Raw genomic sequence first — 25,911 nt, 5'->3', positions numbered from 1 at the left:
TTGTTGAAACGATCGAGGCAACCGAATGCAACAACTACTTCGCAAACGCCGGCTACGCTTCCGTCAAAACGTGAAAGACTCTAGAGGATCATTTCCATGATGGATGGGTCAGGGGGCATGTGGTTGATGAGTGGGATGGGCCTCATCTGGATCCTGGTGTTGGTCGCCCTCGTGCTCGCGATCGCAGCGCTCGTCAAATATCTACAACGCTGACCGATTGAAGCGCCGAGACGTTGGCCGCCGCGGCGGGCTTCGGCCGAGATCAGCAACGACATGCGGATCAGGGGCTTGCCGTCACGACCCACGTCGACGACCCTGCCGCGAGTCGGCAAGGCCGGCGCTCAGTTCGCACGACCCGCCAGACTGCAATGCCTTCGAGTCCCGGGCTCCATGTCGCGTGACTTTTCGGGGCGACGCTTAGTTCTGGCGGCTATCGCATGCCTCGGTCACGCTGATCGGACCTTGTCCGTCGTCGCGCGAACATAGTTCAGGTTCTTGGTTCCGACGGCGCCGACCTTGAATCCGCTCTCGGTCAACAACGAGGCGATCCCATTCATGTCCACGTGACCATGTCGATGAAGTCTCGGCAATCTGGACTTGCGTACCGGCCTGCCGAAATCGATAAGCAACAGCCGGCCAGTGGGCTTCAAGACGCATGCTGCCTCGCGGACGAAGGCCGATCGAACGGGCTTCGACAGATGATGCAGCATCAGCGTGCCGATCACAATGTCGAACTGCGCGTCCTTGAAGGGAAGCTTCTGCGCCGTCCCGTTGACGAAAGTCAGATCGAGGCCAGACCTTTTGGCCTTGGCGCGCGCCCTCTCGATCATTTCAGCCGAAGCATCGACGCCCGTGACGCCTCCATCAGAACCCACTAGCCGCTTCGCGGCAATCGCAAGGGTTCCCGTCCCGCAGGCGACATCAAGCACCGCTTCGCCGGGCCGGAGCTTCGCCAAGCGAAGCATGTGCTCGCGAAACCGCCCCTCGCGGCCGAGGGTCAGAACGCGCGCAAGCCAGTCATAGCCCGCCGCCCGGTGCAGGACGATGCCGATCCCCCTGTCGCTCGCGCCGTGCGTGCCTTTTCCGCCGAGGCCTATGCGAGAAAGGAAGCCCCAGAGCAATACGATCGCGATTGCCGCTAGGATAAGGCCGTGGAACGCCGCCACCCAGGCGCCGGCGCCGATGTAGCCCATGCCAAAATTGCCCAGAAAGAGGAAGCCGGCGACGAGCGACAGTTTGGCAAGCAGGGCCATCGCGATCACGCCCTTGCGCGAATGCCGTCCGTTGCCGGCGCGGTGACCAGATAAGTGCATGTCGGCGACCTTCCGTTGCGGCCTGTCCAATATACGATTTGAGCTTCTGGACTTGGCGTATCATACTGGACACAATGTCCAGCATGAGATTCCGGACACCAGACCTTTGAATGTCCAGAAGCAGGCGCCGAACGTGGCGATGACCATAAAAAATCGACCGAACGAGCGACTCAAACACCATCGATCGCCGCGTCGCGCGGACGCGCGCGCTGCTGCAGGATGCGCTTATTGCCCTGATCCCGGAGCACGCATATGCGGCCATCACGGTCGACGACATTTGTCAGAGAGCAAATGTCGGCAGGTCGACCTTCTATACCCACTACGCAGACAAGGATGCTCTACGCAGCGCGACCATCGAGGCGCATCTGGGGTCGCTAAGCCGTGGGCGCATGTCGGCAAGTCAGGAGATTGGTGCTCGCCTGTTTGCGTTTAGCCTTCCCATGTTCGAACACGCACTTGCGTTCCGGTCGCTTCACCACGCGCTGCTTGCGAGCAGCGGCGACACGATCCATGACGAATTGCGCGAGCGTATCCGGCGCGCCGTCCGAGCAGAACTTGTCGGAAAGCGGGTCGGTGGAGGTGGAGTGCCCGTCGAATTCGCCGTCCAGTTCATCGCCGGCGCATTTCTTGCGGTCCTCACCTGGTGGGTCGCCACCGACACGAACCTTTCACCGGCGCAAGCGGATGATCTGTTCCAGGGAATGGCGGGAAACGGTGTCGGCGCCTGGGATATATCAGGCTCCGATTCGTAAAACGGGATTGGCCTTGGCGGCGGCAGACGTGGCGCCTGATAGCGGTCGCCAGGAGGACTTATCGGGCTGGACTTGCCGAAGTGCCGATGGCGAGAAAGCTCCACTCCAGCGGCTCGCGCCAGAGACGATCCGCGTGAAGGTCGGCGAGACCCTGAAAGTGCGTTTCATCGGCACCAACAACGGCTTCATCCCACGCCATGCACATCCATGGCGGGCTCTTCGAGGTGGTCACCCGCGACGGAGAGACGATTTTCCCTTCGGCCCGCTTCCTTGCCGACACCGTTAATGTCGGGTCGAGCCGTCGTCGGCGCTACCCTGCCATCCATGGCATCGCCACCGCGCCGCTCGCCACCGCGATGCCGAGTGCGAGCAACGCGATCCCCACCGTCGCCTCGAAGCGGCGGCCGCGCGGCAACAGCTTCTCGACGAAGACGACCAGCGTCAAAAGCAGCATCCAGGCGAGGCTCATGACACCGGCCGCGACCAGAACGGCAAACAACGCCCAGCAGCAGCCGAGGCAGTACAGGCCGTGCCGCAGCCCCATGCGAAGGGCGCCGATCCGCCCGTCGCGCCAGTGCTCGGCAATGAAGGCCAGTGGCGAGCGGCAGTGCCCGAGGCAGATGTGCTTGGCCGCCGTGAACTGGTAGAGCCCAGCCGCTGCGAGCGTGGCGCCGAGCGCGAGCTGCGCCCAACGCGAACGCTGAGGCGGATCGAAGCTCATCGCGATATCGCTGCCGAGCTGGACCAGCGCATACACTAGAAAGCCGGCTCCAGCCCAGACGAGGATATAGCCGGCGACGAAGATCCAGGTCGGAACTGCAACGCGGCGTTCGCGCCTTGACTGTGCCGACGCGAACATGAAGATCATCGGCGCAGCAGCAGGCAGCATCATCGCCGCCATCATCACGGTCCATACCGCGAGAAACACGGCGGCGTTGCCGATCGACCAAGGCTCGGCGGCGATGCCGCCCATCGCCATGCCGGCCATACCCTCCACGCCTCCCATCCGGCCGCGCACGGCAATGCCCATCGGCATGTTCATGCTGAGGGTTTGGTAGAGCGTCACCGCCCAGGCTGCCGCCGTCAGCAGCGCGAGGGAAGCAAGCAGGCCGAGTGGCACGCCGCCCAGCCTTCTGACAAGCGGCGGCAAGGAGAACCGGCCGATGGCGCGTGGGTCTGCCACCGCCTTAGCTCGGGCCGGTCCACTCGAACGGTATGTGCTTGCTCGAGCGGGCAGTGCCCGTCCAGTCCAGGCCGAAGCCCTTGGTGCTGACCTCGACGGAACGGCCCCAGGCGGCAACCTGGCCGGGACCGACCTCGGAGCCCGGTGGGTTGATCGTCTGCACGCGTTTGCCGGGTGGGGTAGTCGGCCCCGAAAGCGCTTCCGCACGCCCGACGACGCGGCCAGGGATCTCGACCCGCCAGGTGGCGAGGTCGCCCGCCACCTCGAAGGCGATCGGCACAAACTCCATGCCGCGCATTTCGCCAATGTTGGCGGCAAAGCCCGCCGGCCAGCCGCCGGCCTGCCCGCCGAAGATGGTCTGCAGCGCCTCGCGCTGCTTCTCGTTGGCCTTCTCATCAAGGTACATGCCCATGACGGCCTTTGCCTCGCCGGCCCAGAGATTGCCTTCGAACTCTCCAAGCGCCACCAGCGTCAGGCCGTCGAGCTTCACGTCGCCGTATTGGCCCTCACGCACGTGCCAGGCGAGCACGCCCTGGCAGTGATTGCCGGTCGGCCGCTGTGCAAATTCGCAAGGACAAGGGATGTCGCAGCTGCAGATGTCGAACCAGTCGCCTGCGAGCCGCCATCGAGGAACTGCGTTCATGGCTCTTACTCCCGAGAACTGATGGGGCAAGATTACTCCATCGGCGCTCGCGGCGCCACGTCTTACCTAGGCGGGGTAATGGGCGGCTAAGCGGGCGGCTCACTTTGCTACGGCGCTTGAGTGGCGCGCTCCGCTCGCGGCCTGCTTGGCGGTCCGTTACCCCATCTAGTCAGCGAAGCCATCGAAGGCGCGGTGACACGCACGCTTTGCCGTTTCGTAGATCACGCCTCGCCGATGCTTCGGCCATTCGTCGAGAAAATCGAAAGCATCCTCAAGACAGGCGATCTCTTGAATGAGACCTTCCGCGGCTCTCACGAACACGGGACTCTCAAATGCTCTCTCGCTCATCGAAACCTCCAATCTTTGAACGATTTCAGGTGGTTGAGGATGGTCGCCCCAGCAATCGGCAGCGACCTGCGGGAAATATGTGAAGGCCGATTTTCGACGTCAAGACCGCATGAAGCCAGTGCGCTATCCGACAAAAGTCCTCGGTTACGACGGACACGGTGAGTGCTACTCAGGCGACGGCCCGCTCGGTCCAGCCGGTGGGTTGAACGAACGTCACTCGCTTGGTCTATGGCACACGCTCACCCTCTGCGCAGAACGCGGACGAGATCGGCCTCTTCTCCTGTCCTATTTTCACGCCGCAGCCGCCCTTTTGCCGCACTGGGCAGTCCGACCCGTGGAGAAGTGGATCCGGATCAAGCCGTGCAAGACAGACAAAAGCAAGGTGCGCAGCCAGCCGGTGGTCGTCGAATTGCCGTTGCTGCCGGAGCTCGCGGCCGAGCTTTCGTGCGCACTGGCGGGCAATGGCAGCAGGTGAGCCAATGGTGGGCCCGGAGGGTGTTCAGAAAGCGATAAAAATCAATTTCTTAGAGATCAGTGGGACTTCAGAGTATTCAAATCTTTTCCAATGTTTTTCGATGTTGTTGTCCCACTCAGAAGTGCCTCAGTCCACCAAGCCGACGCACTGAACGCCTCACTCGGAAAGGTTTGCGCAAGGCGAAAGGAGGATCGCGTCGGTGTGCAGCCTTCCTGATAAAGGTCGCGGTTGCGCCAGGAGCGGTCATCGCTGAGGCAACCATCGAATGGCGTGTGTTGGGGCCGTGTATGGACGGCTCTCCGTTGGCAAGGGATTTGTGAGCTTTTGCAGTTGCTGGTTGGTGCGGCCATGTATCCGACCTGTAGGTGCGGCCTTTCATGTGCCGCTGGCCATAATGCCATTCGCGCGTCTCAGGTCCCGATCGAAAGCTCGCACTTATAGTGCACGGCCCCAGTGGGTTTTTCCGATCCGGCGGTTTCAACCGGCTTTGTGCATTAGCTCCTGTCCGCCCTTTCCAACCTCGTCGGCGACCGCTCGCCTTGTCTGAGTTATGCGATTACCGGTTCCCTGTAGCGCTCGCCGCCGGTCATCAATGCCCAGACCATGCGGGCTGTCTTGTTAGCCAGCGCAACCGCCGCGACCTTGGTCGTTCGTCGTGCCATCAACTGCACGAGCCATGGGCGCCTGGTCCCGTTCCGCTCGGCATAGCGGATGACTGCCATCGCCCCGACGACGAGCAGCTGGCGCAGGTAGCGATTACCTGCCTTGGAGATGCTGCCGAGCTTCTCCTTACCCTCGCTCGAGTTTTGCTTCGGCACGAGCCCGATCCAAGCCGAGAGGCATCGCCCCGACTTGAATGCGTGCGGATCGGCGACGGTCGCAACGAACGCACTCGCCAGCAGCGGGCCAACGCCCGGAATCTCCCATCAACCTGCGACCCAGTTCGGTCTCTCGCGCACTCGCACGGACCCGGCGATCGTTTTCGAGGATCTGTTCCTTCACGACACGAAGCTGTGCTTCAAGCATCCTCAGGCAAAGCCGTGCGTCGGCCGGTATCCTGGCATCGTTCTCGTCGTTGATGACCACGAGAAGTTGCTCAATTCCATTACGCCCGATCGGCGCCACGACCCCGAACTCGGATAGGTGCGCCCGCAACGCGTTCGATATCTGTGTGCGCTGGCGGTTGAGCATCAATCGAACCCGGTGCAGCATCATCACACTCTGTTGCTCAGGCGACTTCACCGGCACGAAGCGCATCGTCGGTCGTGTCACGGCCTCGCAGATCGCCTCTGCATCTGCAGCATCATTCTTCTGCCGCTTCAGATACGGCTTCACATACTGTGCCGGCAGCAGCCGCACATCGTGGCCACGCGCGATTAGCTCGCGAGCCCAATAATGCGACGAACTGCACGCCTCGATCCCGACAAGGCATCGCTGCAAACTCTCAAAGAACGGCAGCACACGCCCACGCGTCAACTTCCTGCGAACTTGCAACCTCACCAGCCGCATCCACGCCGTGGACTTGAAACACGGACTTCGCAATATCCAGACCGATTGTCGTAACGTTGCTTATCATAGCGCTCCTCCAGCTCTAATCCCGCGATCATACCGCAGGAAGGGAGGAGAGCCGTCCACCGCATCAGAAGCAGACTGGCGGTTCCGGGCATCCAACTCGCGATTAGCGGACGTAGAAAACTGGTAGGGCTATGGCGTTGAAAGTCCCAACGGAATTCTCGAGATTACTGGGAGTCTCGAGCGACTAGCAAGAGAGTGGAGACATGCGCGAGCCGCCTCTTCGAACTAACGGCTCACCAAAGTGGTTCATTGCCTTACCTACGCGATGCGCTTACGGCGCAGGCGCTCCTGCGTTGGGTGCAGGCGTCGCGGATGTCGGGGCGGTAAGCGTGGCTCCCGGCGTGTTCTTCTGCGTTGGCGGGCCGAAGTCGATCATCATCAGTATGATCACACCAATGACCATCGCCACGGAGATTCCGCCGGCAATCCATGAAACGATCACGAATCCTTTCTTGGCGGCGGTCAGGGGATCGGTTACCAGCTTCCTGTAGTCTTCGGTTCCAAGGAAGCTGAAAAACCGCTGCTTCCAGTCGGACCTCAGGTCTTCCTGCAGGCCCATGTAGTGGGCGCTGGTGAAGATGATGGCTCCAACATAGGCTCCGAGGACGACCGAAAGAGCTATCAATATCGTTGGTGGCGCGCTCGATGTAACCCTTGCTGCCACTACGCCAAGTCCGAGGAAAACCGCGCCGGCCACGGCAGTGGCAAGCTGTCTGGCGATGTCGGCAGTCTTGTTGATTTCCTCGGTCACCGCCTTACGCACATCGGCGATCGCCTTAAGAGAGTCCTTGCTGATGTCAGAGAGCGACAATTGGTAGGCGATTTTGGCGCCCTCGATGGCCGCCTCCAGCGTCGCAGGTGTGATGTCGCCGTCGATAGAGTGTCGCGACAGCTCCGCTCCCATAAGCCCGTGGCGGATCTCGGACTGATGATCGGTCTCGTAAACCCACCGTAACGCACGTTGAAACTGAAACAGCAGTTCCTTAGACACCTGCATGTCGACCTTGCCGTTGACCTTCAGTTTTGGCGGGCCGGAATAGACGATCATACCGTCCGCCAAAATCTCGTTAGCCAGGCAGCGTCGCGCCATTCGAATGCTGTAATGCGCCCACTCGTCGAACACCGGATCGCCAAACGGCATGAGCGGCAACGGCATGTCCAGCAGCCACGGCTCTACTCTGGCAGGCACGCTCGGATCACCAGATTCGCGGACTAGATCGCGCGGCGCAGGCCGTCGAACACTCTGCGCGTCCGGCTGCAATCGTTCGTCCCATGCGAGGAAGCGTCTGGCCAGTGTAGTGAACGGCTTGTCCGTTTGAGCGTGCTTCCAAGCCGGTGATGAGGCATCTCTCTCCAGCCATTGCCGAAGTCCGGCCAGCGTGAACAGAACTACCGCCGGCTCCATCGCTGGCTTCTCCACCGTCAACCTGAACGGTTCAAGCGCTGGGTCGAAGTCCGCGCTGGAATCAAGGGCCCCATCGGCTGCATGCTCGGCGCTCCAGACCAAGCCAGCATCACCGACAAGAGCCGCCACCTCGGTCGCGTCCGCGGCTGACAGCCCGGACAGCACGGCAGAGTCGGCGCCCTCATTAACGAGAACCCGATTCTCCGTGCTCAGTGCATCCAGCCTACGCCCGAACTTTTTCAGCGATAGGGACATCGAGGACCAGATCCTTGGCAGTTTCGATGATGAAGCGCGTGCCGCCACCAGCAATAGCCTGCCGGGTGACGCCGTTGTTCTCGAGCGAGCCAGGATAGTCGAGATTGACGCCCTCGGCAGTCTGCACTTTCTGTCGCTTAGAGACGGCGAAGACCGTTCGATCCGGCTTGAAATTCACTCCGTCCAGTTTGTTCGTCTTCAGCACGCGCCTGACGGTCTTGTCGAGTCGGGTCCTAATATGCTCGTCCTCCGGGCTGCCGGCCGCGACGAGGACCGCCTCGACGACGGCCTCATTGTCAAGGTTGTCGCGCTGCCTGAGGGCTTCTCGAGCGATCCTGTACGCGGCTGTGACGTTTTTATTCGGTAGTACGTCCTTGCAATCCTTCAAGACTTTGAGCACGGCTGCGTCTAGCGCCTTGGTCAACTCGTTGTCGGAACGTGAGCGCGAGACGTCAAGGAATCCGGCGAAGTACTCGGTCAAGTCCGGCGCCTGCTTGGTTCTGTCGCGGGCGGATACCCCAAGCCTCGCGACACCGTCGACAACTCGAATGAAGCAGGACTTCTGGATCGCCTTCCGATCGGCGATGAAAGCTTGAACGATCTGGCGCAGCCCGCTCTTGCCATGATTGTCAAATCTCTCGATGGCCTGGCTGTAGTCGTATTTGGCCAAGGCATAGACTCGGTCGTCCTCGACCCCGCCCACCAGCTCGAATACGAAGAAGGCGCCGTCGCTGCTGTTGCCTCGGTGCTGTTTGGCAAAGAGGCGAGAAAGGCGCTGCGCGCCCTTCTCAAAGGCGATGTCGCCCTTCGCGATGCTCTCAATGAGCTGTTTGGTTTCGGAAGCCTCGGCGAACTCATGGACCGGTGCGACATCAACATCCTGAAGCCGCGCCAAAAAGAACTCGGAGTGCTCCACCACTTCGAACTCGGGCTGCTCTTTGAATTCGGCATCCGGATCGCCGACGACGTGCAGAATCATCCTACTTATCCATCGCGTTGTCAGCTCGTCATCGCCTAGTATTCCCACAGTCATCCCCTACATTCGACGTGGAGGCGTTGTGCACTACCTCAGGACGAAATGCCAATAGTTCTAATTACTAATCTGCTGGTAGGAACAAATCAAGAACATTATGATCAAGCCTATCCCGATTGCGGAATGCCGAGGGCGTTGTCATGGGAGATCGTCCATTCCGCCACCTGAGGTTTGTCGGCACTTTTGCCGAAGAACCGCCGTTCGGTAGTTCCAGCCTATCGCGGAGTTCCTCCTCCACCCAAAGCGTCAGAAGTTTTTCCGAGCTCCGGAGTAGCAGTTGTGAGCGTAAGCGGACTTCTCGGATCGAGTTCCTCTTGCTCGTGCACGAGACCACTAGCGGCGAGGAGATCCGCCAAGCCAGCGATCACGCTCGCGTGCATGTCGCCGATAGGACCGGCCACGCCCCGCGTGGGTCTCCCGAAGCGGCGGAGCAGATCGGCGTCCATCATATGAGGGCGCAACGGAATGTTGACGTCGGCAAGATGTCTTTCGAGGTGCCGGAATATGCGGACGCCTCCGGCGTCCATATCTCCCCAGTGAAACGTCGGCGCTTGCGCCTGGGCCGCCAGCCTTGTGATTGTAGCGAGCGTCGGCCGCGAGGGGAAGCCACCGGAATAGATGACGAGGGCCCGTTCGGACCGTGCGACCTCCCGGATGTGCCGGACGAATGACGTGAAGTTCTCGATCGTCAGGACGTAGTCGGGCTTCGTCAGGAGACTGATCCCGCCAACGCAGTCGGTCGGTATTCCGACATAGGGAATCGCCGGAAACGACCGCCCGTCCAGCGATACGTCACCGTGCATGAGGATTGGTTGCGGCAGGCGCCTGATACCGGCGCTGGCAAGCAGTTCCTCCGGATCGAGGCGAGTCTGCTCGTCCATGCTCGCGAAGATCTTCGCCATTGCTGCGGCGACTTGCCGGACATTCTTCTCCAGCGCCTTACTGTCGCCGACCGTCAGCCGCGAGAACGTCCGGAAGTCCTGCTCCTCCTGCGGATCGCCCAACATGCGACTGCGTACTGCGATGGCGAGGCCGATCACGTTTGCAAGCGTTCGCCCGTCCCCATTCCGGACTCCGATGTGGGACACGCCCCGCGTCCAGGCCGCGACGGCGTCGTCGATCAAGCTGGCGGCGCCGACCGGTAGCCCCGGTTGCGACCGGAGTTCTGCAGCGGCTTGGTATGCTAGCTCGCCAGCCGGCCGCCGTTGGAGCTTCCGGTAGAGTACCCCGGCATCCTTCAGCCTTGCACCTGTTACCCGACGTTCCGTCTTTGGACCGGTTTGGACCAGCTCGATCCCGCCTGCTCGCTCCAGCGCTGCGAGTTCCTCGTCGAAGGTGTCCCGCCGGTCCATGTTGGCGAACCCGTCATTATCGATCGAGGCAATCAGGTTTCGCGCGGCCGGACTGCGTTCGTGCCGCGTCAGCAGATCGTCGACGAGTGAACTGATGGTGGAATACCCGTGCCGGCTCATTCGGCGGCGCTCGCCTTGAGGCCGAGGCGTTCCGCGAGTTCTTCATCCGTCGCGTGCTGCGGATTGGCAGCGCGCATCTCCTCGCGGACACGATCCTTGATTTGGATGGATTCGGCCAGGGAAATGTCCCCGCTGCGGAATACGTCGATGATATAGTCTAGATTCTCGTAGACGACCGCACGTTTCTCGGTCGGCGCGGCGATGACTACCTGGAGGCCGATCGCGCGGTAGAAGTCGAGCAGTGTCCGCTGGTTGGGGCCATCCATCTTGCTGAAGGCCTCGTCGAATACGGCGAGGCCCATTCCGAGATCACTTGGAGAAGTCGCCTGGCGGACGCCATGATAGGAGCTGGCGAGGGCCGCTCCTATGACGACGTAGAATGGCACCTGGCGTTCAGCACCGCTGGCCACGCCGCGTCGGCGGTCGAAGCTGGTCGTCCGTCCGGTCGCGACGTCGCGCATCCTGAGATCATAGGTGAAATAGCTGCGGTAATCTTGAAAGACTGTAAAGTCGAAGGATTCGTCGGCGAGGAGCTGCTCTATCTGTCTCAGCGCTCGCGCGTGCCGCTCGTCGCGAGGCGCGGCCCGGCCGAACAGGGCATCCAGCACGCGCTCGTCGGTCTCGCTGTCCTTGGCGAGATGATAGAGGTCGTCGAACTCCGGTTTGACGAGCTCCGCCAGACGATAGATCTCGCCGTGAAGGGGACGTGTACGGAGCGCCGCGGATAGCTTCTCCATCTCTGAACGAAGCTGCCCGAAACGGCTGTTCAGCTCATGAATGAAGGTCGTCTTGAAGAGACGCGAAATCCGATCTGCCGCCTCGTCCGCGTGCTCGCGGTACCGAATGAGCTCGTTTTCTTCGAGCATCGCAATGCCAGTCGACACCCATGGCTTCACCGTGCCGATGATCGGCACGTCCGCGTAGCCCTCGAGTGCGTCGGGGAAGTCGATCGCATACCTTCCTAGAGCCGCCCTGATCTCGTGACCGAGCTCCCGATATCCCTCCTTCGCGTCGTCCGCTGCCTTCTCCATATCGGAAGCAATCCGAGCCGGGATTCTAGCGGGATGGCCTTTATATCGCTCGCGGAGCGATCGAATTTGTGCTGCGGAGGTCACGACACTACGGAATTGTCGACGGCGATGGCCGAGGCACAGATAAGAGCCGACACTCTGCTCGCCCGCGCCTAGTCTTGTCTTGACCTCCTCAATCTTCGATCTGAGCGACGCGCGATTGTCGATTAGTTCATCGCGATCTGCCCTGAGACTGCTCAATAAGGTCTGCGACCGCTTCTCTGCGTCGAGTAGTTCAGGGTCGACCTGGGCCGATATCCGATCAAGTCGTCGCCGCGCATCGGCCAGCCTGTCGGCCAAATCCCCCTGCGCGAATGCGAGCGCTTCCAACTTTTCCTTTTCGCCCACCGGTCTACTGCAATCTTCGAGGCGTCGGATCGCGTCCTCAAAGAAGCGCTTCTTCTCAAGATGAATCCTCAAAAGCTGCGCCCGCTGTTCTATCCGCTCCCGTAGTGTGGCCTCCATTAGTGGTGCCGCAGCCCGCCCAATCTTGAGGCCATCCGGCCGGCGTATCTCAGTAATCAGGCCGTCGTAATATGCACCGTCAGCCATAACGGCGCGGCCGCTGGATAGAAGCTCATCTTGGTTCTCCGCAAGCCGTACATTGCCTATTCTGAAGACTACGAACGCCATGGCCAGCTTGTCGTCACTGCCGATCATCGAAGCTAGCGTGCCGCCCTCGGCCACGGTCGGCCTCGACTGGAGCTTGCGGGTATTTGCTACGCGGCATCCCGGATAGGTGTCCCGTCCATGCCGCAGGATTTCGGTTGCACGGTAGGCGTGCTCCGGATCGACAATAATGGCCTCGCGGTCGCGGGTGAGTAGCGCCTCAAGTGCATTGCGCCAACGTTCGTCGATTACGTCGGCGACCTCGCAGAGTGTGCGCGGCGTCATGCCTTCGCGGCGCAGAGCCTCCATAAGTTTCGAGGTTGCGGTACTAAGGGTAATCTGTCCCCGTTTGGCGTTGGCGAGCTGTTTGTTGTCCTCGGCTGTCTCGGCCTCAAGCTGCTTGACCCATACGATGGCGTCGTCTCGTTGGTCGGTCGCCTTTTCTGTCCGGGCGATCGCCGCTTCAGAAACCGCGTCCAGCAGCTCATCCATCTTCGCCGGATCGCGTGGCCAATCGGGCGGTGCGAGCCCGCGGCTGTCCTCCTCGACGCGTTCGAGCGCGCGGAGCAGTTCGCCCGGGTTTATGATGCTCAGCTTGTCGCGCAGCCCCAGGAGCTGGATCGCGCGCGCAGCGCGGAGGTGTCGAGCTGACAGACGCTCCATGACGTCAGCACGGTCTCGCTCCAGCCCCCTAATCTCCTGCTCGACGATGGCGCGCTGTCCCTGCGCGCCGGTCGCGGCAAGCTGTCGCTGAACGGACGCGAGCGCCTCGGTCTCGCGCTCAATCTCCTCCTCCACCCGCGCGAACTCCTCCATGACTACATGCAACTCGTGCGACTTCGACCTTTGTTCACGAATGTTCGTCAACAGCCTGGCGAATCCTTCAATCAGCATGGCGGTCTTCTCGATCGCGCGGCAGGTGAGCTCCTCGGCGAGAAGTCTGTCGAACTCCACTATTTGGGCGCGGATTGCGCGAAGTGCTTCTAGTCTTCGGTTGAGGTCGGCAATGGTTTTTTGGATCTCACGGTAGCGGCGGATAGAATCGCGTAGCTCGGCGATGTCGATCGGCTTGGGCTCGAGCAGGTAGCGGTGCACGAACTGTTCGACAGACGAGATGTCTGTGAAGGAGAGCGCGGCCACGAAAGTGCGAACGAACCGCTCGGGATCTGACGCCCGGCGCCCCGTGAACAATGCGCGCATGTACTCACGGATGAATGTCTTGGCGTCGTCCGGCGTGAGCAACTGACCGCCCGCTTCGTCGCAGGCCTGATCGAGTCGACGGCGCACTACGGGCCAGACGGTTGGCCGGGATCCGTCTTGGCCGATATCCAGCAGCATTGAGGTGTCGACGCTGATCCCCTCGGCTACAAACCGTCCCACTACCTCTGTCTGTTGTCCGCGTGCGGCCTCAACAGACAGCCCGAGGCTCACAGGCATCCGCCGCCTTTCCGAATCCTCGAAGACAAGCGCGATGTAGCTCCTTGCCTGATTCCTGAGGAACGTGTCCTCGTTGAGTTGGCCGAGGCAGTAGCCCCCGAGGGTGCGGTCTGAACGGCCACTGCTCTCGCCCGCCGATCGGTTGAACCGGTACAGACGAGACGAACCGCCCGCCATGATCGCCTGTATCAGATCGATGATCGTAGACTTGCCGGATCGGTTCTGGCCGAGGATGGCCGCATCGCCGGCCAGATCGAGGTCGGCCCTTACCATCATGTGCCAGTTAACGAGGACGATGCGCCGCAGTTCTATCATGCCTCGCCCCTCACCGTGGCCTGATCGTCCGCGTCGGGGTTCGGGGCAGTCGGGCGCGACAGGATCTGCTCGAGCGACGCGACGAAGTCGTCGCCGGCGATGCTCGTAACGAGCGCGCGAATGTCGAGATTCATATCCTGCGCGTCTGGGTCGAACTCACCGAGGCAAACAATCGCCTTCCGTTCGAGCATCCGAAGCACATCCCGGAACTCGTTTGGCGCAAGGGCCGCGCGCCGACTTCCGGCGACTATGCCCTGATAGGCCACATACGCCTCGTTAAGCGTCGTGCGGACGGTGCCGTTGGTGTAGATTTCGCCGAGTTGGAGCGCCTCTTCCCAGAGCCGTCGCATGAGGAGTAGGGCAATCGTCTCATCAATGCGCATCCTCGGCAGCGACGTGCGCTCCGGATCGGGTAGGATCCCCGCCCAGCCTTCAGTCTCCCGGTGGACGAGACGATAGCCGGCGACGTCAAAATAAGCCTCGACGAGCTTCGCGAGCTCTGGACGGTAAAGCGTTTCGAGCAACGTTGCGGCCCCACGGTCCTCCACGTGGACGAACTGGTTCCGCATTAGATGAGCAATGAACTGCGTGACCCTTAGGAAGGCACGGGGGTTCGAATTTTCGAGGGCGTTGAACTCAAGCAGCATACCCGACCTCGAAAGTGATGCTGTCATCGAGGCGCTTCACATGAAAGCCGCCGCAGTCTAGCCACTCGTTTGACACCCCCTCGTCGAACGCCGCGAGCTCGAACCTGCCCTCGAGCACTTTCGCGAGTCGCGAGTCGGCGTCGGCACCGAGGCCACCTGCAACCATCATTCGGATGGCTTCGAAGGCGAGGAAGTCGTCTACGGTCTCGATCCACATGGCGGCGGCCGTAGTTTCGCCAAAGGGCGGGACCCGCCTTTCGAGGAAACGGCTAACCTTTGCCGGCGTGATGGTCAGGCGATCCAAGTATGCCCGCTCGAGTTGACGTCTGAATTCGCGTATCGGATCGGGCGCCGGAAGAGCTAGGTCTGCGTCGGCGATCTCTGGCCGCGCCCCGCGCGGCTTCGCGAGGAGCTCGGGAGCGACCACAGTCAACCGAGGCTCAATCAATCCTCGGACCGTAAGATCGTCAACGCCCCGCGAAAGAGCGTCATCGAGGCCCTGGATCACATGCTCGCTGCGCTGAACGAAGTTGGTTCGGCGCCCGGCATATCTGACCACGTTGCGCAGCCGCGTCTCGAGCCTGGACCGGTGTTGCTGGATCGCCTCGAAGGATTCCTCGATGCGCTCGAACACGCGGCGGATCTGGAACACGTCCTCCTGCACGAGGTCGCGCGCCGCTTGCCCATCAGGAACCAGCCTGGCCTCAAGGTACGCGTCTGCGATTGCTGCCAGATCAATCTCGGAATCCTCCAACTCGTCGAGGGAGGCGATAATGGTCCGCCGATGCCGGTAGGGATGAGCCGTGGTCGAGATGGACGTGTAGTCGCGCAGTAGCACCCGCTCGACGAAGTCCTCGAAGTAGTGCCGCAGCCGCTCGGCAAGCGTGTCCGAGGAGAGCACCCGCCGGTCAACTTCCCGCAGGGCCGCGAGCACGCTTCTTAGGTACCGTCCGAAACGTGCCGAGTCTTGGGCGGCCTTGTTGAGGCCCAGAGCGTTCTCGGCTGGCTTCTCGCGTACCGCGCGGATCGCGTTCCTCACCTCCACCACTAGGCCGCCGAGTTGCTCGGCGGCGCCCTCCTTCAGGGAGCACAGGAATTCGGCGAGACGCATCGCGCCGGACGGCATCTCTACGGTCGTCTTAAGCCCATAGCTCGCCTCGTCCAGCCAGCCCGTCTGCAACATGCGGTTATAGATATGCCGGGAGCGGCTAATCGCGCTCCCGGTGGCCTCATCATCAACGCCTGCGACGCGGCGACGTCTAACCCGTCGGCCGGTTCGCGTGATGAGACGGTCTAGGTCGACGGCAGCTTCGTCCTCAGCCCAAAGGCCGGGCTCCCGCGTGACACAGTCGTAGATCACGCCGACCACCTCCGCCTCGGTCGGGAACAGCAGGTCCGACCGGTAGAGGCCGTCGTAGACGGCAAGGATCGCCCGCTCATAGAGCAGCCGGTTCCCGCCAGAGAACACCGTAAAGACGTCCGGGCCGAGTTGGCCGAAGAGTTGCGGACGCGATGCATCCGATACTGAAGATACTGCAGACTTTGCCAAGAATCCCACCCCTGAAGACGAAGTTGACGGGAGCCCGTCTGAAGGTCAAGTGCTTAAGGATGATGCCTACCGGTAAGACACAAAAAATGGTTCAAACCGGCTTCGGGCAATGATGAACAAACGGCTGTTTTTGTGATATTGGACATCAGCGTTGGCTCCAGAATGCGGCGCTTTGCGGTCCGGCAGCTTTGGCGCGCGAGCGGAGGCTGAAGTCATCAGCAAGCGGACCTTCCGCTGACGACCTACTCAGGTCGACGCGAGCCTTGGACCGGCACCGGTGCGTATTTTGCGCAGCAAGCTCGCACGCCACCAGCCAAGGCAAAGAAGAAAGGAGCGCCGCATGAATATTGACGAATACGAGAATGGCGGCCGCGCGCTCTACGCCGACTTCGCGGAGGCGGTGGCGGCGATCCTCCAGGCGGCGGCCGCCGAGCACAAGGACCTGCGGCTGCAGAACATCCAGCATCGCACCAAGGAGGTGGACTAGCTGCGCGCCAAGCTCGTCAAGGCCGACGCGGCAGCGGATGCGGCAATCGGTGATATCGCCAAGGACGTCTCGGGCTGCCGTCTCATCTTCTACACCAATGGCGATGTACACCGCTTTGGGCAGAGCGGCATCCTGCGGGAGAATTTCACAGTGGATTATGATCGCTCGAAAATCCACTACCCCGACAGCAAGGAAGACGGCGCCGAGTTCTTCATCTCCGAAAACTGGGTGGTGACACTCAGCGATGCTCGCTGTGCGCTTCCCGAATATCGCCGGTTCGCCGGGCTGCGCTGCGAGATCCAGGTCCAGACGGTCCTGGACCAGGCCTGGGCGGAGATGGCGCACGACACAATCTACAAGCCGATGGCCGATGTCGGGTTCGGCGCCGCCAAGGTCGAGGCGATGCGCAAGCGGCTGCGCAAGGTGATGCAGGAGTTTCTCCTGCCGGCGGGTTATGCGTTCGATAAGATTGCGAGTGATTATGCGCAATTGCGCGACGGCAAGGCGATGTTCGACAGCGACGCGCTTGGCGTGATCCGCGCCTGCACTGATCGCAATTCTCTCGACGATGCCGTCGAGAAATTTTCTAACTATGTGCTGCCCAACTATGACGACTATATCGCGGCCGCTCCCGAGATTATCGAACACGCTGTCGGATGCAGTAATCCGCGCACCGGCGATGCCCGACGTGCCGCACAAAAGGTATTTCGGCGAATATCCCGGGATCAAGAGCGCGCGGTGATCACCAAGATTTGCCGCATTCTCGAGACTGGCTGTCTCCTTTATGCGAGCCCCGAGCGAATGCTCGATGCGCTGATAGCGATGCGCTGGACGACGGCCACCGAGGACGAGCGCAAGCCGATCGACGATTTCACCCGGCATTTCGCGAAGCACGGACCGGCGGGGACTTGGCAGCAGGTCGGACCGGGGCTCCAGCGACTGCTGGTCGACCGCATCGCATGCTTTGACGATGCGGCGTTCGTCGCAGCGGCGCCCAGCGCTGCCATCATGCTGCGCGAGGCGCTGTCGAGTACGGTGACCGGCACTAGCTGGCAGGCTGAATCCGTGACGTTGCATACCAGGTCGGTCGCGGTGACCGAGGACCTCAAGGCGATGCGGCGCGACGCACTGCACCAGCTCGAGCGCCTGCACGGCCTGCTGGGCAAGGACGCCGCGCGCGAGGACGTCCGCCACGCCATGCTCGCTGCAGGCAATACGCCGAACAACGCCGGCTATACCGACCTGCTTGGCGAGGTCATCATGGAGGATCTGGCGCATGTCGTCCGGTTTTTCACTGCGGTGGTGCCCGATCTCGGCCTAGAAGCAAAGAGACAGCTCGAGGTCGATCTACACCATAAATTCTACGCGTATCACGCACTGCCGCCGGGGATGGCGGACAAGCCCGGACTGGTCGCCGCACAGGGCCGGTTGGTTGACGCGATCACGGCGTGCCGCGCAGCGCTGGAAGGCGATCCCGATTTCGACCGCTACCGGTTGCTCGTCGGGCACGACAGCGTGACCCCATTCATGTGGGCGAAGCCCGGGTTCGATTATGAGGTGCGGCGAAGGAGCGCTCCGCCGGGATCGACACCTTGGTGGCGAGCGTCGATGCGGCGAGCGCCGACGAGTGGCTCGCGCGGCTCGAGCGGTTCGTCGAAACCGTAGCGAGGATATGGCGACGTTCCTCGGGTTGCAGGAGTTCATCAAAAAGCTCGCCGCAGCTCAGCCGGACATATTGCTTGACTGGATGCCGCGACTGAACGACCGACTCGCCAACTGGCTGCCCGGCATGCTGCAAGGCCTGTCGGACGCGGGTCATGGTGCTGCGGTCAATCCGCGGATCGAAACTTGGGGGCGAAGACAGGCATCTCTCGTCGATCACCTGGATCTTCAGTTCGCCGAGGCGTTCCGGTTCGACCTGCTCGCGACCATCACCGCCAAAGGCCTGGCGGCGAAAGACGATCAGGTCCTCCAAAATGTAGCGGTGGCCGCTGCGCGGCAGTCCACCAAGCATCCGGACGGACTGTTCGACGCGATCTTCCTGCCGGCGGTTCAGTCGCTGTCGTCCCGCGGATTGTTCGGCTGGGTCGGCGGCATGTTCAACTGGGATCAGCTGGGGCTGCTCAAGGGGTTGTCGGCTGAACAGGTCGAGCCGCTGCTCGCGCTCATAATCGACATGCCCCGCCTCGGCGCACCAATGGCGAAGCGCTACTGGCTGTGATTGCGCACGAGCACGTCCAGGCCGTGATCGATCTAATTGGCCAGCGCTTCTTGCGTGAGCGCGAGACCGGCGATTTCCGGTACGAGGACCTGCCGCATGCGCTCAACTATCTGAGGGCACCGCTCGCCGCTGCGCCGGTCGAGATGCCGACTTTGTCGAAGTGGCGTCCCCGTTCTCCGGCCAATCTGTCTTATTCGGCTGCTTTCAATGGGCCACCGACGACATGGCTCCGCCAACCGAGGCGGGAGGCTCGCCGATACGCAAGCCAGCCAATAAATTGTTTTTGCAACCAGAATACTGCCAAGCCTGACGCGAGACCAATCGAAATGGCCGCTGCCGGCCCGGAAGGCTGCTGCGTGCCCAGGTCGAGTTGGGGAAGCAGCCAGTCGGGGATTACGCGGTGAAAAAGATAGATGTGATAGCTGGCGGCAGAGACCGGCAGGATGAGGGGCGCCGCCCAACCGGGCAATGTAATGCGCGGAATGAAAAGCAGGACGAAGACCGCGCCGAGCACCAGCATGAACTTGACCCAGGAACCTGTCCAATTGCCGCCCCACCAGGCCAGCACCAGGCAAAGAACAGTGGCGACGGCAAAGAACGCCTTCCGTTTCGGCGGCGTGTCGAGGAAGTACAGGCACCAGCCTAGGATGGCCAAATAAAGGATGTCAGGCAGTGTGAATATTTGCGGCCCGCCGATGTACCAGACGAGTGGCGTGAGGAACTTGGCTGCTACAGCAATTGCCAGCACGAAAATGCCAGAAGCGAGCGGCATTGCATGTGCGATGCGCCGCGCCTGCGGAATGGAAAACAGGATCACCCATAGAAGAATGGTCTGCGCATACGCCTCAACGAACCAGTATAGATACGGCATCATGTGCGGCGGTGCGGCAAAGCCGAGATTGCCACTCAGGAAGACCGATGGCCATAGCACCTCGCCACGCGCCAGGGAGAAACCCGCGACGATGGGCGCATAGAGCGCGAGGTTGGCTGCCAGCGGCCGCAACACCGCCAGACCATCGCCGGCGAACAGCCGATGGCGCTGAAAGCGAGCCAGGCTGAACCCGACCAGTATCACGAGTGTGGCGGCTCCGCCCGGAATGGGCCAGAGCGTTGCGTGATGGATAACAACCAGCAGGATCGCGGCAGCACGCAGGACCAGTTGACTATCGATGGACCGATTATGGTTGCTGGGTTCGGCGGTTCGGGTAAGGTCGCCAAGGGGCATGGTTTCCCATCCCTCCGGCAGGCTCCCGAGTTCACGTTCCAAGGTCAGCGAGAGCTGCACATAGAGCAGCGAGTCGCCGCCGAGCTTTTCGAAAGTGTCGCTGGGACCAACTTGACGCGGATAGAAGGCATTCCTGAAGGCGTCCAGGACATTCATGGCCATCTCCTGACGCGGGGCTCGCAGGCGAGCCTGGAGTGAAGCATAGTCGATCTTCCCCGAGGCGAGTTTCCGCAACGACGTCGCCCTGCCGACTTCAAGGTGCGGCCTTGGCAGTCCGCTTGCAGCCATCATGACCTGGAGCACCTCGTTGTCGTCGACGTTGGGTGTCGTCACCATCGCCAGAATGCGCTCATCGTCTCCGACGACTGCTGCGGCGATCCCAGCTTTCTCAAGCGCCGTTTCGATCGCGTCGTGGCTCAGGCGTAGGCCCGCGATCTTCGACATCCGTTTGCGGCGACCGACTATCGAATAGAACCCGCGATCATCACGCTTTGCGATGTCGCCTGTACGCAAATCGGCGACTTCGTGCGCCATTGCCAGATCCGCCCGTCGATGGGCATAGCCCATCATCACATTGGGACCGCTGTAGATGAGTTCGCCCGGCTCGCCATTTTGTTCGATTGGCCGGCCGTCTTCATCAGCCAACCGGATTTTGCCGCCCGGGATGGCAATGCCGATGCTGCCCAGATTGCCCTTGAGCTCGCCGGGGGGAACATAGGCGATGCGAGCGGTTGCCTCGGTCTGCCCATACATCATGAAGAAGCAGCCAGAGTTGTCCGCGAGATGACGCCGAAAGGTCTCGGCCAGAGCTTGTTGCATGCGTCCGCCGGCTACCGTCATGAAACGCAACTCAGGCAAGTTGTGCCTCCGGAAGCCGGCGTGGTCCATCATTTCGAATGAGTAGGGAACGCCACTGATATTGGTGCAGCGCGCTTCGCGCATCTCTTGAGCAAAGGCGGCGTGGGAGGCACCGTGTTTCGGGAAATAAATGCTGGCACCTGCCTCTAGATGAGAGTTCAGGACCGAGAGGCCGTAAGAATAGTGGAATGGCAGGATAAGCGCCGCCCGGTCCCGATGGCCGAGTTCCAGATAGCTGACTATGGCTCCCGCATTGGCCTCGATTGCGGCGGCTGACAGGCGAACATACCGGCTCTTGCCGGTGCTGCCGGAAGTACCGAGCAGCAAGGCGAGATCGGGATGCAGTGCGCCATTGGACTTCCCGGCTTCCGCGCGGCAGCGCCAGCGGGCGTCTACTCGTCTGCAGATGATTTCGGGCGAATAGTCGGCGACGAAGTCGTCCAGAGCCGATGCGTTGCAGGGCGGGATCAATCCGACGGCCTGCTTGCCGTGCACGGCTGCCAGATAGGAGATGACCGCGTGTTCCCTCGGCTCGGCTGCTACCGCGACCAGCTTTTTCTCCGGTCCGAACTCGGCTGCCAACGCTGTGACACGCAGCGCAAGATCGCGGTAGGTGATCGGAGTGCGGCCGGGAAAGATCAGCGCCGGACGATCGCCGTATTCTTCCAAGCGCCGGGTTAACCCCATTCCCCTGATCTCCGTCAATTTGAAGAGGCTTATTGCAGCCATCAGTGCAGTCGGGGACGGCGGCTATCACGTTTGTTGAGTGATTGCATCAACTTTTACCGGATGTGTTCGCGCGCGAGCGGAGGGCGAAACTACGATGTCCAGCGTGGTCGCCGGCAACGTCTGCTATCGGGCAACAGCAAAGATCACCTCAATGACCGACTTGCTGAAGGGTTTAGGGTGACGTCAGGCGTACGAAAGTCTCTCATGCAGGAACCCGCGGGCCGCAGACGATTGCCTTGGGGATTTGTGCCTCGGGGTGTGCCAGCGCCTGTCGCGAACTTCCGCATAGGATGGGATGGGCATGTCGGGAAGCGGCTTCCGGGCCAGGTCGCAGAGGCTGTAGCGTTGATTCCGACGGGATTGGTGTGCGTGACGACCGGCGCCACGGCGCCGCGCACATGACATCCCGTTGACCGGCGCCGGCGTGGCGCGGTCGTACGAGCAACTTGGCCATGCCGGCTCATGGGCGTTCTCCCGGTTCGGCGCTCTTGAGGCAGGCGGTGCACGAGGCTGGCACCACCGTTCGAACCTCTCGATGACGACCATGCGTCCGCCGCAGTAAGGGCAAGGCGGGCGGACGTCAGCCGGTTCTTCTGGAATGTCGGCTTCGAGCGGCGGAGCAACGCTCAGCAGTTTGCGCGCGAGTGCGAGGCTGGCCTTGCGGGCGGAGCCGGCGAGCAGCCCATAGTGACGGATGCGGTGGAACCCACGCGGCAGGACATGGAGCAGGAAACGGCGGATGAACTCGTCGGCGGCAAGCGTCATGGCGCGCTGGCGCTCGGCACCGTCGCGGCGATAGTCCTTGTAGCGGAAGGTGACTCCAGCCTAATCGAAGGCGATCAGGCGGCGGTTCGAGATGGCGACCCGGTGCGTGTAGCGCGACAGGTAGGCGAGCACCGCTTGGGGTCCGGCTAAGGGCGGCTTGGCATACACCACCCAGCGCTTGCTGCGAACAGGCTTCAGATGACGCAGGAAGGCCGACGGTCGGCCAGGTGTGCCGCCGATCCGAAGAAGGCGAGCCGACCGGCGTCGTGCAGCGCGACAATTGGCGACACGCGGAACATAGGTCCGCTGCGGGTCATGAATACCGGTTCCGGCGAACGTCCGCTATTCGGGAGCAAAATCAGGCTGGGAATGTTTGCCTAGGTGGGTCAGGAACGCTGGTTGCGGTGAACGTCGGCTATCCGGCGGCGAAATGGGCTGATGAAGAGCGGCTTCGGGTCATGATTTCCGGTTTATCGCCGCTGCAATGACCGATGGGTCAGAGACGCTGCATTTCGCGCTAGACCGCAGCTGCGGTATTCTCGATCATACGCTCAGCCATCCTATTCGCAGGACGTTGCCGCCGGTCGCCGCACCTATCGATCGGAGGCCTTCCAGCCTCGCGATAGCCGCGCTATGTGTGACTGCACACAACCTGACGACGAACAGGAGCAAGATTAGACATAGAAGCCAGCACAAGATCGCCCTCCCCCTGTCCTTGGGTCGTTTTCATGCGAAAACAATCAAACTGAGTGCTGCGGGATAGCGAGGCCGATTTGGCCCACTTCAGAGCGAAGTCGGCCATAACCCATTGGTTTGAGATTTTGGTGGGCCCGGAGGGTATTCAGAAAGCCATAAAAATCAATTGGTGAGAGATCAGTGGGACTTCAACCGACGCACTGAACGCCTCACTCGGAAGGGAGGTTTGCGCAAGGCGAAAGGAAGATCGCGTCGGTGTGCAGCCTTCCTGAGAAAGGTCGCGGTAGCGCCAACTGCTGACGCTCAGCGCGAAGACATTCCTGTTATGGGGACGTCAGAGGACCGGCCGCTTCTCGCGCCCAGAAAGCGATAGCAGACATGCAACCAGGCGGTACAAAGTCTCTAGCGTGACCCTTTCGAGACATTTGCGTGCGGCATTTGCGTCTCGAAAGCGGTTCTTCAGTGGTACCAGCACCAACGACCGTCTGCGGTCGTTCAGAACACGGGTTACCGTCTCTAAACCGGATATTGGACCGGGCAGCCGCCGGAAATTGATCGAATGGAGGTGATCGCCTGTCAGGAGGCGTTCAAAAACGACCTACGACCGCGATCTTCATCGCGGCCGTTTTCATGGTGTCATTCCCGGCTATGCTGACAAGTTCTTTATGATCGGCAGCTTGCGGATCGTCTTGCCCGTCGCCGCCCGTAGCGCGTTGGCGACGGCCGGGCCGATCGGCGGCACACCCGGCTCGCCAACGCCCGTGGGCGGCTCGTCGGACGGCACAATGTGCACCTCGACGCGCGGCATCTGCTCGATCCTGAGCGGTGTATAGGTGTCGTAGTTCTCTTGGTCTACGACACCGCCCGTCAGGGTCAGCTCCTCCTGGAGGATCGCGCCTAGGCCGAAGCCGATACCGCCCTCCATCTGAGCGCGGATCTGGTCAGGATTTATCGCGGTGCCGCAATCTACCGCGCAGACGACGCGGTCGACTTTGAAATCATTTCCATCGTTGAAGGTGATCTCCACCACCTCGGCGACATAGGTCGAGAGGCTTTCATGCAGGGCCACGCCGCGGAAACGGCCTTCCGGCAGAGGCTTGTCCCAGCCTGCCTTCTCAGCAGCCAATTTCAGCACGCCGGCATGCCGTGGATGGTGACCGAGCATCGACAAGCGGAAGTCGACCGGATCACGGTTCGCAGCGGCGGCGAGCTCATCGATCAGGGTTTCCATTGCGTAAGCGGTGTGGGTGGAGCCTACCGAACGCCACCACAGCACTGGGATGTTCACGTCCGTGGTGGTCAGCTCGACCTTCAGGTTCGGGATCGCATAGGCCAGGTTGGTGGCGCCCTCCACGGAGGTCGGATCGATGCCGTTCTCGATCATCGCCGCAAAGGGGGAACCGCCCGCGATCGATTGGCCCACGATGTGGTCATGGAGAGCGACGACGTTGCCTTCCTTGTCGAGCCCCGCCTTGACTGCGTGCACATAGGCCGGCCGGTACCGCCCACCCCGCATGTCGTTCTCGCGGGTCCACTGCACCTTCACAGGCTTGCCGGGTCCCAGTGCACGCGCTGTGGAAACAGCTTCGATAATGAGATCTGCGTCCGAGACCGCTCGGCGGCCGAAGCTGCCGCCGGTCTTCATCACGTGCAGCCTCACCTTGTCCGGCGTGGTGCCGCCTACTTGAGCGGCAGCCGCCTGATAAAGGTCGGGCATCTGGTGTCCGCCCCAGACGTCGATGGTGCCGTCTTCGTTGATTCGGGCGGCCGCGTTGAGTGGCTCGATCGAAGCATGGACAAGATAGGGGAATTCGTAGTGCCCTTGGATGACTTTCTCAGCACTGGCCAACGCTGCGGGAGTGTTACCGTCGTCGCGCGCGGTGGCCGCGCCCGGATCGTCTGCTGCCTTAGTGTATTCGGCCATGATCTCGGCCGTGCCGCGCCTTTCGGCCTTCTCTTCGTTCCAGGTCACCTCCACGAGATCGCGGCCCTTGAGCGCCGTCCACATGTCCCTGCCGACCACGGCAATGCCGCGCGGCGTCTGGACGACATCGACAATGCCGTCGAGTGCCTTGGCCTTGGAGGCGTCGAAGCTCTCGATCTCAGCGCCGAACTTCGGCGGATGGATCATAACGGCCGTATTGAATCCATCCATCTTGAGGTCGATCGTGTAGGTCTGCGCGCCATTGGTCTTGCCGGCGGAATCGTAGCGCTTGAGGCTGTCCGATCCGATCTGGGCCCACTTGTCGCGCGGCTTTAGCGGCACGTCGTCGGGAACCGGCATTCCCGCTGCGGCTTCAGCCAGGTCACCGAAGCGCGCCTGCATCCCTGAGGCGTGCGACACGATCCCGGAAGCGACTGTGATCTCGCCGGCTGGCACGTCCCACCGCTGCGCCGCGGCCGCCACCAGCATGGCCCGTGCGGCAGCACCCGCCTTGCGGTAGCGCTCCCACGACGAGCTCATCGAAGTGGAGCCACCGGTTCCCTGCGCGGCCCCGCCCCAGGCGAGATTGCCGTAGAGCGCGGTATTGCCATATCCGCCGACCACGTCCACATGCGCCCAGGCCCCGTCGAGCTCTTCCATAACCAGGGTGGCGATGCCGAAATAGGAGCCTTGTCCCATCTCGAACTGCGAGGAGTGGATGACGATTCGGTTCTCCGGTGTGATCTCGACATAGGTATGGAAGGGGTTCGCCTGGACCGTTGCAGGCGTCGTTTGTGCGTTGGCGGGCGCGGCCATCATTAGCCGGTAGCCCACGGCGAGGCCCGCGGTGGTGACGGCCGTGCCGAGGAGGAACTGGCGGCGCGTGGGCCGCACGGCATTGTGCTTCGGGAGAAACTGCAACTGC

17 protein-coding genes and 4 pseudogenes are annotated in these 25,911 nt (G+C 61.7%); 7 read left to right on the top strand and 14 right to left on the bottom strand.

Translation table 11 applies throughout. The annotated features are described in order from the left end of the window. Positions 1 to 446 precede the first annotated feature (446 nt). The gene (locus NKH50_RS26000) at positions 447 to 1,313 is read right to left on the bottom strand and encodes a class I SAM-dependent methyltransferase (RefSeq protein WP_352881835.1); all 867 of its coding nucleotides are present in this window, start codon (positions 1,311 to 1,313) and stop codon (positions 447 to 449) included. A 152-nt stretch (positions 1,314 to 1,465) separates the two neighbouring features. Here NKH50_RS26000 and NKH50_RS25995 point away from each other — a divergent pair. The 3 genes and pseudogenes from NKH50_RS25995 to NKH50_RS25985 all read left to right on the top strand — a co-directional run. Continuing rightward, positions 1,466 to 1,651: pseudogene (locus tag NKH50_RS25995) on the top strand (TetR/AcrR family transcriptional regulator); the annotation flags it as partial. A gap of 102 nt (positions 1,652 to 1,753) precedes the next feature. Next, positions 1,754 to 2,065: a TetR-like C-terminal domain-containing protein gene (locus NKH50_RS25990; RefSeq protein ID WP_352691279.1), complete on the top strand. Its 312-nt coding sequence runs from the start codon at positions 1,754 to 1,756 to the stop codon at positions 2,063 to 2,065. A gap of 121 nt (positions 2,066 to 2,186) precedes the next feature. Next, a pseudogene (locus NKH50_RS25985) lies at positions 2,187 to 2,370 on the top strand (multicopper oxidase domain-containing protein); the annotation flags it as partial. Between the two features lie 5 nt (positions 2,371 to 2,375). Here the strand turns inward: NKH50_RS25985 and NKH50_RS25980 are convergent. The 3 genes from NKH50_RS25980 to NKH50_RS25970 form a co-directional block, all read right to left on the bottom strand. Next, positions 2,376 to 3,248: a DUF2182 domain-containing protein gene (locus NKH50_RS25980; RefSeq protein WP_352691278.1), complete on the bottom strand. Its 873-nt coding sequence runs from the start codon at positions 3,246 to 3,248 to the stop codon at positions 2,376 to 2,378. A gap of 4 nt (positions 3,249 to 3,252) precedes the next feature. Then, a complete protein-coding gene (locus tag NKH50_RS25975) occupies positions 3,253 to 3,891 on the bottom strand; it encodes a DUF1326 domain-containing protein (protein WP_352881833.1) in 639 nt (212 codons plus the stop codon). A gap of 165 nt (positions 3,892 to 4,056) precedes the next feature. Continuing rightward, positions 4,057 to 4,239, bottom strand: coding sequence for a DUF982 domain-containing protein (locus NKH50_RS25970; RefSeq protein WP_352881831.1), 183 nt, complete (start codon positions 4,237 to 4,239; stop codon positions 4,057 to 4,059). Between the two features lie 79 nt (positions 4,240 to 4,318). On the opposite strand from NKH50_RS25970, the gene NKH50_RS25965 reads away from it, so the two are divergent. Next, positions 4,319 to 4,714 (top strand): hypothetical protein, encoded by a 396-nt coding sequence (locus NKH50_RS25965; protein ID WP_352881829.1) that lies wholly within the window; start codon positions 4,319 to 4,321, stop codon positions 4,712 to 4,714. Between the two features lie 548 nt (positions 4,715 to 5,262). Here the strand turns inward: NKH50_RS25965 and NKH50_RS25960 are convergent. The 7 genes and pseudogenes from NKH50_RS25960 to NKH50_RS25930 all read right to left on the bottom strand — a co-directional run bounded on the left by NKH50_RS25960 (position 5,263) and on the right by NKH50_RS25930 (position 16,081). Next, positions 5,263 to 6,287: pseudogene (locus NKH50_RS25960) on the bottom strand (IS110 family RNA-guided transposase). A 273-nt stretch (positions 6,288 to 6,560) separates the two neighbouring features. Further along, a complete protein-coding gene (locus tag NKH50_RS25955) occupies positions 6,561 to 7,949 on the bottom strand; it encodes a hypothetical protein (protein WP_352457993.1) in 1,389 nt (462 codons plus the stop codon). Further along, positions 7,918 to 8,928: a nucleoid-associated protein gene (locus NKH50_RS25950; protein WP_352881825.1), complete on the bottom strand. Its 1,011-nt coding sequence runs from the start codon at positions 8,926 to 8,928 to the stop codon at positions 7,918 to 7,920. The genes NKH50_RS25955 and NKH50_RS25950 overlap by 32 nt, the downstream gene beginning before the upstream one ends. 269 nt (positions 8,929 to 9,197) lie before the next feature. Beyond that, entirely contained in the window at positions 9,198 to 10,454 is a 1,257-nt protein-coding gene (locus tag NKH50_RS25945; RefSeq protein WP_352881823.1) for a Wadjet anti-phage system protein JetD domain-containing protein, read from the bottom strand. Then, positions 10,451 to 13,885 carry an SbcC/MukB-like Walker B domain-containing protein gene (locus tag NKH50_RS25940; RefSeq protein ID WP_352881820.1) on the bottom strand — a complete coding sequence of 1,145 codons (3,435 nt, stop codon included), beginning with the start codon at positions 13,883 to 13,885 and terminating at the stop codon, positions 10,451 to 10,453. Before NKH50_RS25940 ends, NKH50_RS25945 begins: the two co-directional genes overlap by 4 nt. Continuing rightward, on the bottom strand, positions 13,882 to 14,532 hold the full coding sequence (locus NKH50_RS25935) for a DUF4194 domain-containing protein (RefSeq protein ID WP_352457989.1): 651 nt from the start codon (positions 14,530 to 14,532) through the stop codon (positions 13,882 to 13,884). Before NKH50_RS25935 ends, NKH50_RS25940 begins: the two co-directional genes overlap by 4 nt. Next, positions 14,522 to 16,081, bottom strand: coding sequence for a Wadjet anti-phage system protein JetA family protein (locus NKH50_RS25930; protein WP_352457988.1), 1,560 nt, complete (start codon positions 16,079 to 16,081; stop codon positions 14,522 to 14,524). Before NKH50_RS25930 ends, NKH50_RS25935 begins: the two co-directional genes overlap by 11 nt. A 340-nt stretch (positions 16,082 to 16,421) precedes the next feature. Between NKH50_RS25930 and NKH50_RS25925 the strand changes: the two genes are divergently transcribed. The 3 genes from NKH50_RS25925 (at position 16,422) to NKH50_RS25915 (ending at position 18,789) form a co-directional block, all read left to right on the top strand. Further along, positions 16,422 to 16,568 carry a hypothetical protein gene (locus NKH50_RS25925; protein ID WP_352457987.1) on the top strand — a complete coding sequence of 49 codons (147 nt, stop codon included), beginning with the start codon at positions 16,422 to 16,424 and terminating at the stop codon, positions 16,566 to 16,568. A gap of 363 nt (positions 16,569 to 16,931) precedes the next feature. Then, entirely contained in the window at positions 16,932 to 18,233 is a 1,302-nt protein-coding gene (locus NKH50_RS25920; RefSeq protein ID WP_352881816.1) for a hypothetical protein, read from the top strand. Between the two features lie 7 nt (positions 18,234 to 18,240). Further along, positions 18,241 to 18,789, top strand: a complete 549-nt coding sequence (locus NKH50_RS25915; RefSeq protein WP_352457985.1) for a hypothetical protein — start codon at positions 18,241 to 18,243, stop codon at positions 18,787 to 18,789. Between the two features lie 190 nt (positions 18,790 to 18,979). On the opposite strand, the gene NKH50_RS25910 is transcribed toward NKH50_RS25915, so the two are convergent. The 3 genes and pseudogenes from NKH50_RS25910 to NKH50_RS25900 all read right to left on the bottom strand — a co-directional run bounded on the left by NKH50_RS25910 (position 18,980) and on the right by NKH50_RS25900 (position 25,907). Next, on the bottom strand, positions 18,980 to 21,601 hold the full coding sequence (locus NKH50_RS25910) for an AMP-binding protein (protein WP_352881813.1): 2,622 nt from the start codon (positions 21,599 to 21,601) through the stop codon (positions 18,980 to 18,982). Between the two features lie 489 nt (positions 21,602 to 22,090). Then, positions 22,091 to 22,635, bottom strand: a pseudogene (locus NKH50_RS25905) (IS91 family transposase); the annotation flags it as partial. 1,073 nt (positions 22,636 to 23,708) lie between these two features. Further along, a complete protein-coding gene (locus tag NKH50_RS25900; RefSeq protein ID WP_352881810.1) occupies positions 23,709 to 25,907 on the bottom strand; it encodes a xanthine dehydrogenase family protein molybdopterin-binding subunit in 2,199 nt (732 codons plus the stop codon). Positions 25,908 to 25,911: the final 4 nt, after the last annotated feature.

This window comes from Mesorhizobium sp. M1027 (assembly GCF_040318745.1).
GTDB lineage: Bacteria > Pseudomonadota > Alphaproteobacteria > Rhizobiales > Rhizobiaceae > Mesorhizobium.
The sequence above is the reverse complement of the archived record's forward strand: the minus strand, read 5'-3'. Positions and strand labels throughout refer to the sequence as shown.

Coding starts and splice junctions, on each gene's coding strand:
- NKH50_RS25920 (WP_352881816.1), top strand. CDS start 16,932: ATGGCCGATGTCGGGTTCGGCGCCGCCAAGGTCGAGGCGATGCGCAAG.
- NKH50_RS25955 (WP_352457993.1), bottom strand. CDS start 7,949: ATGTCCCTATCGCTGAAAAAGTTCGGGCGTAGGCTGGATGCACTGAGC.
- NKH50_RS25925 (WP_352457987.1), top strand. CDS start 16,422: ATGAATATTGACGAATACGAGAATGGCGGCCGCGCGCTCTACGCCGAC.
- NKH50_RS25945 (WP_352881823.1), bottom strand. CDS start 10,454: ATGAGCCGGCACGGGTATTCCACCATCAGTTCACTCGTCGACGATCTG.
- NKH50_RS25970 (WP_352881831.1), bottom strand. CDS start 4,239: ATGAGCGAGAGAGCATTTGAGAGTCCCGTGTTCGTGAGAGCCGCGGAA.
- NKH50_RS25910 (WP_352881813.1), bottom strand. CDS start 21,601: ATGGCTGCAATAAGCCTCTTCAAATTGACGGAGATCAGGGGAATGGGG.
- NKH50_RS25950 (WP_352881825.1), bottom strand. CDS start 8,928: ATGATTCTGCACGTCGTCGGCGATCCGGATGCCGAATTCAAAGAGCAG.
- NKH50_RS26000 (WP_352881835.1), bottom strand. CDS start 1,313: ATGCACTTATCTGGTCACCGCGCCGGCAACGGACGGCATTCGCGCAAG.
- NKH50_RS25940 (WP_352881820.1), bottom strand. CDS start 13,885: ATGATAGAACTGCGGCGCATCGTCCTCGTTAACTGGCACATGATGGTA.
- NKH50_RS25975 (WP_352881833.1), bottom strand. CDS start 3,891: ATGAACGCAGTTCCTCGATGGCGGCTCGCAGGCGACTGGTTCGACATC.
- NKH50_RS25935 (WP_352457989.1), bottom strand. CDS start 14,532: ATGCTGCTTGAGTTCAACGCCCTCGAAAATTCGAACCCCCGTGCCTTC.
- NKH50_RS25990 (WP_352691279.1), top strand. CDS start 1,754: ATGTTCGAACACGCACTTGCGTTCCGGTCGCTTCACCACGCGCTGCTT.
- NKH50_RS25915 (WP_352457985.1), top strand. CDS start 18,241: ATGGCGACGTTCCTCGGGTTGCAGGAGTTCATCAAAAAGCTCGCCGCA.